Origin of the sequence: Endozoicomonas gorgoniicola (assembly GCF_025562715.2) — a bacterium.
Lineage (GTDB): Bacteria > Pseudomonadota > Gammaproteobacteria > Pseudomonadales > Endozoicomonadaceae > Endozoicomonas_A > Endozoicomonas_A gorgoniicola.
The window spans coordinates 1,134,086-1,149,060 of sequence record NZ_JAPFCC010000001.1 but is presented as its reverse complement, the minus strand read 5'-3'; the positions used below and the strand labels follow the sequence as shown (position 1 = coordinate 1,149,060).

The window sequence follows — 14,975 nt, the reverse complement described above, 5'->3', positions numbered from 1 at the left end:
GGAAATGACAGCTTTTTGTCTGCTTTCTTTTTGTACACCCAAATCAAAATAAAACGTCAATATTGCCCATCTATACACAGGATTATCGCCTCTGCCATGAAAAATGCCTGATAGCCTCTTACTCTGAATAAAGGTAAGGACGCATTAATCAGGAGTTTTCCGTGAACGGGTTTGATCCAAAATCTTCAAACGTCAGTGGACAGTATCAGCAGCAGAACCAGCCTCAGACAGCTGACAACGCCCGCGAAATAAATATCGGGGGCAAAAAAGCCAGGGTCAGCAGCCCTAAACAATGGCTACGCAAGTTTATATCCATCCTCTTCAGTCCCAGTAAATGGGGGCGTTCATCCAAGGCGAGTACCACATCGCCGATTCGGCACACCCCTAAGCCTCAGGATCAGCCAGCAAAGGCTCCGGGAACCCCGATCAGGGAACGCACTGTCTCAGCAGCAGAAGCCGACGATATTGCATCGTTCATAAACCGTCCCCTGCCACCGACACCTGACGAATCATCAAAGCCAGATGTACCACCCAGATCAGCCCAAGGGTCAAAGCCTCAGCCTGCACCCAGAACTCAGAAGCCAGAAACGCAGAACACAAAGCCTGCAAACCTGCCCCAACCTGACTCACTGAAAGCCTTTTCCAACCATTTTAAACAAGGCAACTATACGGGCTCAGATAAAAAAACTGACCAGAACGTAGTCAAACAGCACCTGCGTCATTTTGCCAAAGCTGACCTGCGACCTGTTAACAGCAACGAAGCCTATAAAAGCCTGCCTCCTGACTCAAAGAGACTGGTTCAGGAAGTTTATGCAGAAAAGAAAGTAACAGAAGATATTGGCAAATTACCGACAGGGTCAAAAGAGGAGCTTGCCGCACTTCGTAGCAAGCTGAGTAAAGCCTACAAAAATGAAACCAGTGATATTCTTGTGAAAGAATTTGATCGCCAGCAGTTTACTGCCAAATGCTCATCGGCTTACCTGGCAATTGATCAGACACCCCATGAGCTTCAGGAAGAAGCTATTGACTTTTCCTTCCCTAAAAGAGCTCCTACTGAAGAAGAGCTTGAAGTAAAGGAACATTTCAATAACCAGCGTGCGAAAAGCCCAAAGCTAACCAACACCTTTAAGAAAGAAACACCTGAAGGCAAGGCGTTTATCAGTCAGGCCATTCCTAAATACAGAGATATCCCCTGTGATATTGAAAGCTGCGCCGGAAGCAAAGAACACTATGTTCACGCCAACTATGTCAGATTGTCGGATAACCCTGCTGAGATACCAGACATCGCCTCTCAGGGTCCTACCGAAAAAAACATAGATCACTTTGCCCACATGATTAACGATACAGACTCCAGAGTGTCTGTTTGCCTGGTCAGTAAAAACGAACTGGACCCCGAAAAACTGAATCAGAAAAAATATACGGTGAGCCTGGGGCCTAAATGGGTTGGCGAAGAAAGAAACTACGACGGGGTTACCGTTAAGCTGGCAGATCAATATTTCGTAGATAACAACAAAGTCCGTATTGATAAGCTTGAAGTCAATGGTAAAGCCCATTTCCGTGTCTACGATACCGGCTGGGAAGACCACACTTCAGGAACACCCTCCAGACTGGCAGCCCTGTCAGTTCTGGTGGAACAGTTGAAGCATGAACCTGAACTCTCAGGCTCAGAAAATAGTCCAATGAATAGCCCAATGGTTGTTAACTGCAATGCGGGGGTTGGACGTACCGGCACTTTCATTACTCTCAGTAAAAGCACCCGGGCTTATTTGCAGGATGGCACTGTTAATAATAACCTTGACCCATCCCTTCACAAGGCAAGGGAAACCCGCAAAGCCTTTGTCCAGACGGCTGGACAGTACAACGCCCTGAAAGCCCTGCACAAGCAACTGCCTGCAGTACTCAACCCTCTGATTGAAGCAGCCGGACTGGAAATCAAAAATCCCCCGGACCAGAACGCCACGATCACAGAGATTGATGACACTTATGCAAATTTCGAAGCAGTACATCCAAAGTCGCAAGCTCCTGCACGGGAGTCCGGCCCAGTGTCAACGGCTAAAGAGTTTATGCAAAGGTTTGACTCCGGGCATTATAACGACCAGCCAGATTACTGGAATGCCGTCCAGCAGGATATCTCAACGATATACACTCCGGTTGAACTGAAAACCCTGACCAGCAACATCCGTGATTTCGCCAATTCCAATCCTGAGTACCAAGAGCAGGCAGACTATATGCTGTCTCTGGTTAACACACAGCTGAAAAGTGTTGCTGGTCCGGGTAGGTAGTAGTGTTGTAGATGATGGTCGCTTTTCTCTTCTACAACACAGCGTGTTCTACTTCCTGTTTAAACGGTGGCAGGGAATTCAGAATCATACGACCATAACGCTGGGTGACCACTCGCCGGTCCATCAGGGTAATACGCCCGGAATCCTGCTCTGTCCGCAACAGTCGGCCACAGGCCTGTACCAGCCTGATCGCCGCGTCTGGCACCGTTATTTCCATAAACGGGTTACGCCCCTGAGCTTCCAGCCAGTCAGCCAGTGCCGCTTCCACAGGGTCATCCGGTACCGCAAACGGAATTTTGGCAATGATGACATGCTCACAGTACTCACCGGGCAAATCGATCCCTTCTGCCAGACTGGCCAGACCAAACAGAATACTGGTTTTACCTTTATCAATGTTGTTACGATGCAGCTTCAACAGTTCCTGCCGGGAATAATCATCCTGCAACAGAATCTGGTCACGCAGATCCTGATCCAGTCCATAATAAACATCATTCATCTGCCGTCTGGAAGAAAACAGCACCAGTGAGCCTTTACTGCCTTCCAGCAGCTCTGGCAGCATTTCTACAATTTCGCCGGTATGGGCATCACTGTCACGGGGGTTAGACTCCATGGCGGGAATCACCAGCCTGGCGGCGGTTGCATGTTGAAAAGGGCTGGGGACAATGACGCATTTCGATTCAGAAGGAATGCCTGAGCGCATACGAAAACGGTTAAAGTTACCCAGAGCCGCCAGCGTTGCAGACGTAACGATCGAAGCATAACCGGGGTTCCACAAGGTCTGCCACAGCGTCATAGACGACAGAATAGGACTGCTGAACAGTTCCAGTTCTTCACCGAAAGAACCTTCCGTCCATTTCACCCAGCGCGCACTGGGAGGCTCCCCTTCAGGATCAGGCAGTGAGTAGGTCAGCCACAACTGGAACTGGCTCTCCATACGCATCTGCATGACACCAATTTCCGGATACAGCTGCTCAGCCTGCCAGCGGTCAATGCCCGGAACGTCACCATCCATGGCATCGTTCAGGTCTTTGGTGACCTTTTCCAGCATACCACTGCAACGGCTGAAGCCCGCCTTCAGCACTTCTGCCTGCTGACGAATGGCACCAGGCACCACCCCTTCGGGAAAACGGTACACGGCTACTGTCAAGTCACCCTGAACCCTGGGTTCGAAAGTGGCTTCTCTGAGCAACATTTGTCGTGCATGACCTAAAGCATTAACCAGCTGGTCAAACTCTGGCAGAAGTTTTTCCAGCCGCTCCCCAAGGTCACCCGGCAAGGCATTTTGTCCCAGCACCTTTTGCAGATGTTTGCCCGCTTTTTCCAGCCAGCTGGCTGTTCCTTTTAAGCGGCCATGGCAGGCAAAATGATCAATAGCCTTGTCCGGCAGATGATGACCTTCGTCAAAAATGTAAATACAGTCTTTCGGGTCAGGTAGAATCGCACCACCACCCAGGGCCAGATCTGCCAGCACCAGGTCATGGTTGGTCACCACCACATCCGCCTGCTCCAGGTCATTGCGGGCTTTATAGAACGGACACTGGTTAAAATAACCACAGCGTCTGCCACTGCACTGGGCGTGGTCGGTGGTAATCAACCGCCACTTCTGATCATCCAGAGCCTCTGGCCAGCTGTCCCGGTCGCCCTGCCACTTCGAAGCGGCAAACTCTTCCAACATGTGCTGATAGAGTTTCAATGCCGTTTCATCCTGTTGTCCGGAATGTCCGTCACCGGCAAACATATCCATCAGGGAAGCCACCGACTGTTCTTCCTGCAGCAGCCGGTCCAGTTTGCTCAGACAGGCATAGCGGCCACGCCCTTTCGCCAGGGTAAAGGAAAACTTCAAACCGGTTTTAAGAATAATATCCGGCAGGTCTTTGCTGATAATCTGTTCCTGCAGTGTTACGGTGGCAGTCGAGATGACCAGCCTTTTACCTGCCGCTTTTGCCATGGCCACCGCTGGAATGACATAACCAACGGTTTTACCGGTGCCGGTGCCGGCTTCAATAACAGTAACAGATGGATCTGACGTTCTGCGCCCCTCACCGTCGGTATTAACATCACCCAGAGCCCGGGCAATTTCAGCAATCATTTGCTTCTGCCCCGGACGAGCCTTGAGCTGCTTACTTTTCAAAAAAGCACTGTAAGCCGTCTGGATGGTTTTTTTCTGGGATTCTTCAAGCACTATCTTCTAGCTCACCCTTTCACTCGTCAGGAACAGCTGCTTCTGGCAGCTGTTTCGTTAACGTCATCAAATGAAAACCGCCAAAAACAATGATCAAAAGGCGATCTTTAACCGATAGAGGAGTTCCCATTGCTTAAAACACCATCCAAACAACCTTGAGCGAGAAAACGCCACTGTTCCAGCACATGAACAAACAGCACCAGAGGCAACAGCCTCAGCAAAACAGAGTAGAGAGGTTGGGCAAAGGGAATAAACAGGCTGATGACAAATTTCCCCGCTTTCACAATGGACTCCTGTTGGTCTTTTTCTGACAGGAAGTGTAACGAATTTACGCGGGAGTTTCCTGTTCGTGATTACATCAACTGTTCAGCCACAGCATTTTTTGAATTTTTTGCCGCTGCCACATAGACAGGAATCATTGCGCCCCGGCAGTTTTGCCGGAATATCCGGATAGATAAAGTACCAGCGCCCGTTCTCCCGGATAAAGTCTGATGTTTCATGGTGAGCAGATTCACCGGCTCCGTCTTTGTACCACGCCTTGAATTCAACGATGCCTTTGCTGTCTTCTGCTTGTCCGGCTTCGGTACGAACAACATCCAGTCGTGTCCACTGCGTCGCATCGACCCGGTTCATAATGCCCGATTTATCCAGCCCGTCGTGTTGACGGGGCCAGGTGGTTTCCTGCAGGTAAGCAACATTTTTGAGATAGTAGGCACAAAAACGGGACCGCATCAGCTTCTCTGCTGTAGGGGCGGGTTTCCCCGTATGAAACACTTCACAACAGTGCTGATAAGTCTGACCACTTCCGCACGGGCATAATGATTCGGAAGGTATGCTCTTCATTGACAGGTTCCTGAAAATCAATAACTCAAGCCCGGGGCTGGTTCCACAAACAGGTAGCCGGGTTTATAACAGCTGGCAGAATACCCATCCCCGGGGTGTTGCATACTACCCTTTTTCGCTTGTATCTTCTTCTTCTTCGACCAGTCGCAAGATCTTTTCCATATCACGTTTTATCATAATCGGGTAACAGAAGTCTTTATCCTGACTACCCGTTATTTCCAGAGCGGCACACTCAATAAAATCTTGTCCCGAACCTCTTCTGTCAATGAAATAGCCCTGGTGATCCTTTATTTCAGAGTTTGCTGGTGGCATGGTGAAAGCAATATCGGATAGAAGCATTCTGGCCTCTGCGATATTAGCCTTACTTGCGGAGGCAAAGTGCTTGACCCTCATCAACAATGTATCCGGGCTATAATTGCTGGAACCAACAGCATCTGTTGAATGCCAAAACTCGACCAGGGGCGACGCAGCCTTAGATTTACCCTCTACTTTGACATCTAACGAGACCCTTCTATGGGGTGGAATCATGCAAACAGCCACTACAAATTCTGGTGCAGGTCTTTGACCTCCGGGGGGTTTGGGTTGCGTTAATTTAATGGTGCAATGATTCACTGAAATAAAGCCATCAAACGATCCATGAATAACACAACCACACCCTTGTTTAAGTATAATTCTCTCATACCCTCTGGCTCGTAATTCAAATTTACTCAGAAAGTACTGTCGCCTGAACCGGTCTTCCCGAAACTGCTCTGAACGGTGAGTCTCAGCAACATCCCTCAATCCTTTGCTGTACTTTCTTCGGTCGTACCATGACGGCATGTCTTACTCCTCAAGGGCTAAAAGCCCTGTCGTAAAGGTAAAAAATGCTCCTTCGCCTTCATATATCGCTATTCATACCAGACGATTCAGAAATCTGACACTTTCACAACCTTATAAGAATAGATCCGTTTTCCCTCATAAGGGCACAGATTTAAAAACAAAAGGGTAGCTAAATGGTCTGAAACATTGCTACAAGGCAGTTTAATGAATAAAAAAAGTATGATATACAACTGGTGCCTTGTAATCAGGTTTCAGTTTCCCTGATGATACAAATGGAGTTTTGTGGCAAATAGCCATGAACAGGAAGTAGCAAAAACGACAATAACCACAACAGAGAATAGCCAATGACATTACTAAAAAAATTAAGTATGGCCATTTTTGGAGCGAGCATAGCGGTTTCTTCAGTCAGCGCCAATGCTCAAACCGTTCAACAGCAGTTTGTCACCATCGGTACCGGCGGGGTAACCGGAGTTTACTACCCGACCGGTGGCGCCATCTGCCGGCTGGTTAACAGAACCCGCAAAGATACTGGTATTCGCTGTTCTGTTGAGTCTACCGGTGGTTCCAGCTACAACCTGAACACCATTCGTGCAGGTGACATGGACATGGGTATTGTTCAGTCCGACTGGCAATATCATGCCACCAACGGCACCAGCAAATTTGAGTCCAATGGCCCGGATAAAGAGCTGCGGGCAGTCTTCTCCCTGCACCCGGAAGCCTTCACTGTCCTTGCCCGTAAAGACGCCAACATCAAGACGTTTGATGACCTGAAAGGCAAGCGGGTCAATATTGGCAACCCGGGTTCCGGCCAGCGCGGCACCATGGAGCAAATAATGGCCGCCAAAGGGTGGACCACCAAAGCCTTTTCACTGACCTCTGAACTCAAGTCCTCTGAACAGGCCAAAGCCCTGTGTGACAACAAGATTGATGCGTTTGTGTTCACCGCAGGCCATCCCAGTGGTTCCCTGAAAGAAGCCACGACCTCTTGTGACACCAACCTTGTCACCGTCACTGGCCCAGCCGTTGAAAAACTGCTCAGCGAAAACCCTTATTACCGTACCGCTACCATTCCCGGTGGCATGTACCGTGGTAACGACGTCGATGTACAGACCTTTGGTGTTGCCGCTACTTTTGTTGCCTCAACCCGTTTGAGCGATGAAACCGTTTATCAGGTGACCAAATCCGTGTTCGAAGACCTGTCCACCTTCAAGCAGATGCACCAGGCATTTGGCACCCTGAAGAAGGAAGAGATGATCTCTGACGGCCTTTCCGCCCCTCTGCACGAAGGCGCAAAACGCTACTTTATGGAAGCAGGCCTGATCAAGAAGTAATTCTTGTCCGTCAATCATGCAATGGCAAAACCCGGTTAACCGGGTTTTGCTGCCGTTTGCGAGTATCTTCGGTTAACGTTCAGGTCAGGTATCCCCATGGAAGTCAACACGTCAAAAGAGGCGCTCAGGGAAGCACAGAAAATAGCCCGGCAGTCTGATCAGGGAGCACGTAGCCCGGTCGGTCTTACTGGTCGGCTAATCCTTGCTGTTACACTCTGCTGGTCTCTGTTTCAACTCTGGTATGCATCACCACTGCCTTTTATTTTCAAAGCCGGTATTTTCAATGACACTCAGGCGCGTGCCATTCATTTGAGCTTTGCCGTTTTTCTTGCCTTTATGGCATTCCCTGCACGTCGTAAGTCGTATAGGAATCACATACCTTTTTACGACTGGATCATGGCGCTACTGGCCAGTTTCAGTTCGGCCTATCTGTATCTGTTCAGCACCGAGCTGGCTTATCGCTCCGGCGCACCAACAACCATGGATCTGTTTATCGCAGCTTCCGGCATTACTCTGCTACTGGAAGCCACCCGTCGTGCGTTAGGACCACCGTTGATGGTGGTCGCCCTGGTGTTTATTACCTATGCCTTTGCCGGCCCCTATATGCCGGACGTTATAGCCCATAAAGGCGCCAGTTTTAATAAAGCCATGTCCCACTTCTGGATCACCACTGAAGGGGTGTTCGGAGTTGCGCTGGGGGTATCCACTAACTTTGTCTTTATGTTTGTACTGTTTGGCGCACTGCTGGAAAGAGCCGGTGCCGGAAACTACTTCATTCAGGTAGCTTTCTCTCTGCTGGGCCACATGCGCGGGGGTCCTGCCAAGGCGGCAGTGGTGTCTTCTGGCCTGAGTGGTGTGGTGTCTGGTTCATCCATTGCTAACGTTGTCACCACCGGAACCTTTACCATTCCATTGATGAAACGGGTGGGCTTCCCTCCTCATAAAGCCGGGGCCATAGAAGTCGCCGCCTCCACCAATGGTCAGCTGACTCCACCCATTATGGGGGCTGCTGCCTTTCTCATGGTGGAGTATGTCGGAATTTCCTATCTGGAAGTAATCAAGGCGGCATTGCTGCCCGCCATTATCTCCTACATTGCCCTGTTCTATATCGTTCACCTTGAAGCGGTTAAAGCCGGAATGGAAGGTTTGCCACGCAGGCACACCCGCACCAAACTACAGGCATTGCTGTCGTTTACCGGAACCTTTGCCGGGCTTTGCATTATGGGGGCTGCCGTCTATTACAGTATTGGCTGGACCCGAAGCTATATGGGCGACTATGCCCAGTACATTATTGGTAGTGCCTTGCTGATGAGCTACGTGGGTCTTGTGAAGCTTGCCTCGCTGCAACCGGACCTGCCTGAAGATACTGAAGCCACGCTCAGCCATACGCCCGAGCCCGGCCCGACACTGAAACGCGGTCTTTATTATTTATTGCCCATTGTCGTACTGCTCTGGTGCCTGACTGTTGAACGCTTCTCTCCGGGACTGTCTGCATTCTGGTCAACCCTGGTCATGATTGTGATCACCCTGACCCATAAACCCCTGCTCTCCCTATTTCGTAAACAACCTGACGTCAGTGAAATCAGGCAAGGCTGGTTCGATATGCTCAATGGCCTGTTAGGTGGCGCACGCAATATGATTGGCATCGGTGTCGCCACCGCTACCGCCGGTATTGTTGTGGGTGCCGTTACCCTGACGGGTATCGGGCTGGTGATGACCGAGTTTGTGGAATGGATTTCCGGCGGCAATATCATCCTTATGCTGGTGTTCACTGCGGTGATTTGTCTGGTGCTGGGCATGGGACTGCCAACCACCGCCAACTACATTGTTGTTTCGACCCTGATGACACCGGTCATTGTTACCCTGGGAGCCCAGTCCGGACTGATCGTCCCACTGATCGCCGTACACCTGTTTGTCTTCTACTTTGGCATTCTGGCGGATGATACGCCTCCGGTAGGGCTGGCTGCGTTTGCTGCCGCAGCGATCGCCCGTTCCGACCCGATCCGGACCGGTATTCAGGGTTTCACCTACGATATCCGTACCGCAGTTCTGCCGTTTATGTTTATCTTTAACACCGAACTGTTACTGATTGGTGTGACTAGCTGGCTGCAACTGGTTCTGGTGGTATCAGGCGCCCTGGTTGCCATGCTGGTTTTTGCGACGGCTACCCAGGGTTACTGGCTAACCAAAACCCGCTGGTATGAGACCATTGGTTTATTGTTGATCGCCTTTACCCTGTTCCGTCCCGGTTTCTGGTGGGATCAGATTTATGATCCTTATGAAACCTTTGAAGGTGAGCAGATTATTGCCGGGCTGGAGAAAGCACCACTGGATGACGAAATCCGACTCTGGGTGTCCGGAGAAAATCTCGATGGCAGAATGGTCAGCAAACTCAGTATTCTACCCACGGGTTCTGAAACAGGTGCGGAGCAACAACTCAGCTTTATGGGCCTGCAAACTTATCAGTCTGACGGCGAACTCAAGGTGGATATGATCCGCTTTGACAGCCCGGCAGAATCCGCCGGTATTGATTTTGACTGGAGCCTTAATCGTCTGGAAATTCCGGTGGAACGACCACCCAGAGAATTGATCTGGATTCCGGCCCTGTTGCTGCTTGGGTTGATTTTTCTAGGGCAGCGTCGACGTAGTCAACTGGCCAAGCCGGTTGCAGTTAGCTAACTGCCTGAATATCCGTAGAGTGGCTGTTTATACAGCCACTTTTTGAACAGTAGTCTCCTGTCTGACATAGAGTCACATAAGTGATTTGGTTATCAAGCTCATGCCTACTCGGAAACTCAGTGATAGTTTCCAGGTTTTTATTCTCTTTCATAATTTAAACGGCTCCCGAATTCCAAATTATCATTGCAACAGAGTTCTGTTTGCAAACCCGGTCATGATGAAGAAGGCAGAAGATTGAAAATGTACTATTTTTAACAACCGCCTGTTGCTTGCCTCAGGTTAAAACTACGCCCTCTCAGACGTGACCGGCAACCAACGGAAAGCAACTGAATTATTTTTTTGAGCCGAATAGTCACAATCAAGGAGAAATATTTTGCATTTAACAGCAAAAAAACTATCAACCTGGTTGATATTGGGACAGCTTTTTTTAGCTTTTCCACTGTATGCAGGTAAAAAAATAAACTTATCGATAAACTCTCAAACTTCAACAGCTTCCCCCCAAAATTCTACACAGTCCACCAATACCTCTGAAGAAAACCCTGCCTTGAGTGTTTCAGTTTCTTCAACGTCCAATGGTGAAGATTCTCCGGAATCTGATAACAAAGTTGAGCAACTCAGTGAGTTTATGGAGAGATTAAGAACAGATATTTTAAATGATTTTGAATGCATTAGCACTGGACAATCAGTGGCTAATCCTGACATTGACCTTTCAGTTTATAGTAATTTAGTAAGACAACGACTTGCTGAAGTAAACAGGCTGTCAGTTTTTGAGGTAACCGTACAACGTTCTTCCGTACAATCTTCTTCCTCCACATCCATTCAATCAAACGAGTCAAGCCAAGAATTTAATGATAATTCTTCACGTAAGACTCTTCTCAAGATACAAGGAGATATTACTGCACAAAAGAATGACTTATCTAAAGCTCTCAATAAGGGGTTAAATCAATTCTATGACTCATTACTCCCATTTTTTACCTCTGATTCGAACACTGGGAATGCACATTTTATATTTTTATTTTGGATAGACGAAAATAATGCGCTTAATCTATTCAGACAAAGTAGTTCGTCTCGAACATCAACAGCTCCGCTACAAGCATTAACAGAACCATTCCAACAATCGTTGCAACCCTTCACCTATTTTAATTGGAATTCTGGATGCTCACTACAGTAAACAGACCATTACCACACCTCCGTGCGAGGTCATTTTGACATTGAGCGATAAAAGCCATCGCTTTTATCAGAACCGATGGCTTCTGGAAAAGAATTTATTCTGTCGCTTCTTTCAATTCCCTGTCTTTTTCACCACTGTCGTCTTTTTCAAACTCTCTGACTCGTTTGGTGACGACTTTACCCAGTATCAGCAAACCAATCAGGTTAGGCAGAACCATCATTCCGTTAAACATATCCGCCAGCTCCCAGACCAGCTCCACTTTCAGCATACAGCCCAGCAAAACAAACAGCATCACCAGCCAGCCATAAACGCTGACCGCTTTATCACTGCGGAACAGATAGCGAATATTTGCTTCGCCAAAGAAATACCAGCCAACAATGGTTGAGAATGCGAAGAAGAGCAATGCAACGGCGATAAATACACCACCAAAGCTGCCCATACTGGCACTGAAAGCACTCTGGGTCAGGGCAATACCGGTCATGGTGCCATCAACAGGTACGGTCAGAATAACCAGGGCAGTGATAGTCAGGATGATAAACGTATCAAAGAACACCCCGAACATAGCGACCGCACCCTGCTCAGCCGGGTGCTTTACCTTCGCGACAGCATGAGCATGAGGCGTAGAACCCATACCCGCTTCATTGGAAAAAAGACCACGCGCAACACCATAACGAACCGCTTCTTTAATAGTTGCGCCCAGAACACCACCCGTAGCAGCCATAGGGTCAAAGGCACCAATAAAAATCATTTTCAGTCCGGCAACTACCGCAGGCAGGTTGGTCACCAGAATCCACAGTGAACCGATGATATAACCGTCATTCAGCACTTAATCTGAGAATTTCCTAAAACCATCTAAAATGTAAAAAATTTTCAGACTGAGCATATGCCATGCAACCTCATCAATTTCACATTCAACGCATCGACCATACGGGGTTGGTGGCCGGTATGTGCAAAGAGCTCGGGATCGCTAACCTCTTGGATTCTCTGGTTCCCAACCAATCTGAAACCAGAAAGATTTCCTTCGGAGAAACCGTTGTCTCAATGCTGCTTAACGGACTGGGCTTCACTGCTCGCACACTCCACATGTTCCCTGAGTTTCACGCCGACAAACCACTGGATAAACTTATTCGGCCGGGTATAGAGCCGGAACATATCAACGAAAGTGTACTCGGCAGAGCCTTGGATCAAATTTTTGAACTGGGTGTAAGTGAGGTCTATTTATCACTGGCTGTCAAGGCCGTTAATGTCTTGAAACTGCCGTGTAATGCTCTGAATCTTGATTCAACCAGCTTTCATGTGGACGGTCGTTATAACAGTGAGTCTGAAGTCGATGAAGAAGATCTGAACTGCATTAAAATCTGTCGTGGATACAGCAGAGATCACCGACCTGAATTAAATCAGGCGATACTGCTCCTAATGACTGAAAATCAGGCGGGTATTCCCGTATTCATGGCCGCATCCAGTGGCAATATAAACGACAACACTAATTTTAAAAAAGTCATCAGCAAGCATTTGAAATGCTACAAAGAGGCGCTGAATAATCGTTACCTGATCGGCGATGCTGCACTTTATACAACAGACAATGTACAGATATTGCATCAGCAAAAGCAACAGTTCATCACCCGGGTTCCGGCTAAAATAAAATCCGCAAGAGAGCTTGTGGACAGTGTCGCTTCTTGTGCGATGACACCGGTTGAAGATGCCGAAGGTTATGAGAGCTGCGAAGTACTGTCCGACTATGCGGATGTATCTCAACGGTGGGTTCTGATTCGCAGTGAACAGGCTCGGAAAAGCGAACAGAAAACACTGCTCAAAAAACTGTTGAAAAAGTCAGAAAAAGAAGCGGAAGCACTGACCAGCAAGCTGGCGAAGAAACCGTTCAAGTGTGAAACGGACGCATTGCGTGCGTTCAATGAGTGGCAATCAAAAAGCAATTATTGTCAGGCAGAACCTGTAATTACGACAAAACCATGCTATACCAAAGTGGGACGTCCGGAGAAAGACAGCAAACCAGATAGCGTGGAGTATTATGTCAGCGGTCATCCTTGGGTATCCGTTGACTGTCGTAAAGTAGCAGAGGCTTCCCTGGGGTGCTTTGTGTTGGCAACAAATGATCTGGACAGGAGCCGGCTAAGTTCAGCAGAAGTGTTGAGCACTTATAAATCACAGCAGTCGGTGGAGCGTGGATTTCGGTTTCTTAAAAGCCCTGAATTTCTGGTCTCCTCGCTGTTTTTAAAGAAGCCGGAACGTATAGAAGCGTTGCTTATGGTGATGACGCTTTGCCTGTTAGTCTACGCAGCGATACAGCATCGAATCAGGCATGAATTAAAGCGTCAGAGTAGGTTCTTTCCGGATATGAAGCGAAAGCCCTATCAGAATCCGACTGCACGCTGGGTATTTTTTTGCTTTCAGGGAATTAATGTTTTATTGGTCGATGGTCATGAAAAACATGTCGTTGGCTTGCAGGAGAGGCAATTAACCATCATTTCAATTCTTGGTCGACCGTACCAAGAGATTTATTCCTGATATAGGTGCTGAATGACGGATATAAAGGATGGCCATAAACGGCACAACCCGACTGGTAAACGCTGCAATACTGCTGACACCACCCCGGAAGATCAGGCCTGACATAATAGCGACCACAACACCCGTAGCGACAGGAGGGATAGAAAATGCATTATTAAAGGCTGCACCAATGGAGTTGGCCTGAACCATATTGCCTATAAAGCCCAGGGCAATAACAATGGACACCGCAAAAAAAACCGCAAGGAATTTCGAGCCAACACCTTTACTGAGGTAAAAGGCAGGACCGCCCCGTACCTGACCATTGATGTCTTCTTTATATTCCTGCGCCAGGACAGCTTCTGCAAACACCGTCCCCATACCAAAGAATGCCGTCACCCACATCCAGAAAATGGCACCGGGGCCGCCCGCCGCTATGGCTGTTGCAGCACCAGCAAGGTTACCTGTACCGACCTGAGCAGCGACCGCTGTCGTTAAAGACTGAAAAGACGACATTCCCTGACCATCTGCTTTAGAACCGTCGCCTTTGCCAAAAGTATATTGAATGGATTTTTTAAACCAGCGAACCTGAATAAAATTCAGCTTAATAGAAAACCAGATTCCCGTACCTGCCAGCAGAAAAATCAGCAGATACCCCCAGAGAATACCGTTCACCCAACTAACGGCGCCCATAATAGAATCCATGATTCATTACCCTTACTTTTCTTTTCTGTTTTAATCAATGAGTGGAAATAGAAACCGTCGGTAGAGACGCCTGTGAAAGGAGCCTGCCGGACAGGTTAATCGTTTTATTTTCGGATGGAGCAGGTCAGGTTTCTGATAAACCCAAACCGCTGGTGATTATTGGAATTGTTCGGCTATTCTCACTACCCATGCTGCTACTCCTCCAGCAGAGTTACGCCTGTATGCGCAAGTATTTTTATTTGTCTGGTTATTTAACTTGTTAAGTTTGTGAAGGTACTGTGAAGGTATTGTGAAGCATTCTGCCAATACGTTTACTGACCGGAGTCAAATGCTTTATCAGGAGCCTGTCGCTTTAATGCAAATATTGTGCTTTTGTCCGATACCCACTGACATAGAAAAACGATACGTCAGCATGAAGTCGGGGCGCTTTAACCAGATACATAGAAAAAGAACATCAGGAA

11 protein-coding genes are annotated in these 14,975 nt (G+C 48.2%); 5 read left to right on the top strand and 6 right to left on the bottom strand.

Annotated elements, in window-relative coordinates:
* Positions 1-161 precede the first annotated feature (161 nt).
* Positions 162-2,282, top strand: coding sequence for a tyrosine-protein phosphatase (locus tag NX722_RS05315; RefSeq protein ID WP_262567051.1), 2,121 nt, complete (start codon positions 162-164; stop codon positions 2,280-2,282).
* Positions 2,283-2,313: 31 nt separating this feature from the next.
* Here NX722_RS05315 and dinG read toward each other — a convergent pair whose 3' ends face one another.
* The 4 genes from dinG to NX722_RS05295 all read right to left on the bottom strand — a co-directional run bounded on the left by dinG (position 2,314) and on the right by NX722_RS05295 (position 6,126).
* Entirely contained in the window at positions 2,314-4,464 is a 2,151-nt protein-coding gene (gene dinG / locus NX722_RS05310) for an ATP-dependent DNA helicase DinG (protein ID WP_262567050.1), read from the bottom strand.
* Between the two features lie 107 nt (positions 4,465-4,571).
* Positions 4,572-4,748 (bottom strand): hypothetical protein, encoded by a 177-nt coding sequence (locus tag NX722_RS05305; protein WP_262567049.1) that lies wholly within the window; start codon positions 4,746-4,748, stop codon positions 4,572-4,574.
* 82 nt (positions 4,749-4,830) lie between these two features.
* On the bottom strand, positions 4,831-5,307 hold the full coding sequence (locus NX722_RS05300) for a YchJ family protein (RefSeq protein ID WP_262567048.1): 477 nt from the start codon (positions 5,305-5,307) through the stop codon (positions 4,831-4,833).
* 105 nt (positions 5,308-5,412) lie between these two features.
* A complete protein-coding gene (locus NX722_RS05295) occupies positions 5,413-6,126 on the bottom strand; it encodes a hypothetical protein (protein WP_262567047.1) in 714 nt (237 codons plus the stop codon).
* A 344-nt stretch (positions 6,127-6,470) separates the two neighbouring features.
* Between NX722_RS05295 and NX722_RS05290 the strand changes: the two genes are divergently transcribed.
* The 3 genes from NX722_RS05290 to NX722_RS05280 all read left to right on the top strand — a co-directional run bounded on the left by NX722_RS05290 (position 6,471) and on the right by NX722_RS05280 (position 11,307).
* A complete protein-coding gene (locus tag NX722_RS05290) occupies positions 6,471-7,457 on the top strand; it encodes a TAXI family TRAP transporter solute-binding subunit (RefSeq protein WP_262567046.1) in 987 nt (328 codons plus the stop codon).
* A 96-nt stretch (positions 7,458-7,553) separates the two neighbouring features.
* Positions 7,554-10,136 (top strand): TRAP transporter permease, encoded by a 2,583-nt coding sequence (locus tag NX722_RS05285; protein ID WP_262567045.1) that lies wholly within the window; start codon positions 7,554-7,556, stop codon positions 10,134-10,136.
* A 373-nt stretch (positions 10,137-10,509) separates the two neighbouring features.
* On the top strand, positions 10,510-11,307 hold the full coding sequence (locus NX722_RS05280; protein WP_262567044.1) for a hypothetical protein: 798 nt from the start codon (positions 10,510-10,512) through the stop codon (positions 11,305-11,307).
* A 94-nt stretch (positions 11,308-11,401) separates the two neighbouring features.
* Here the strand turns inward: NX722_RS05280 and NX722_RS05275 are convergent, their stop codons facing one another.
* Positions 11,402-12,133, bottom strand: coding sequence for an alanine/glycine:cation symporter family protein (locus tag NX722_RS05275; protein WP_262567043.1), 732 nt, complete (start codon positions 12,131-12,133; stop codon positions 11,402-11,404).
* Between the two features lie 62 nt (positions 12,134-12,195).
* Here NX722_RS05275 and NX722_RS05270 point away from each other — a divergent pair, with 62 nt between their 5' ends.
* Entirely contained in the window at positions 12,196-13,833 is a 1,638-nt protein-coding gene (locus NX722_RS05270) for an IS1634 family transposase (protein ID WP_262564376.1), read from the top strand.
* On the opposite strand, the gene NX722_RS05265 is transcribed toward NX722_RS05270, so the two are convergent.
* Positions 13,795-14,514 carry an alanine:cation symporter family protein gene (locus tag NX722_RS05265; protein WP_262567042.1) on the bottom strand — a complete coding sequence of 240 codons (720 nt, stop codon included), beginning with the start codon at positions 14,512-14,514 and terminating at the stop codon, positions 13,795-13,797. The genes NX722_RS05270 and NX722_RS05265 overlap by 39 nt on opposite strands.
* Positions 14,515-14,975 lie beyond the last annotated feature (461 nt).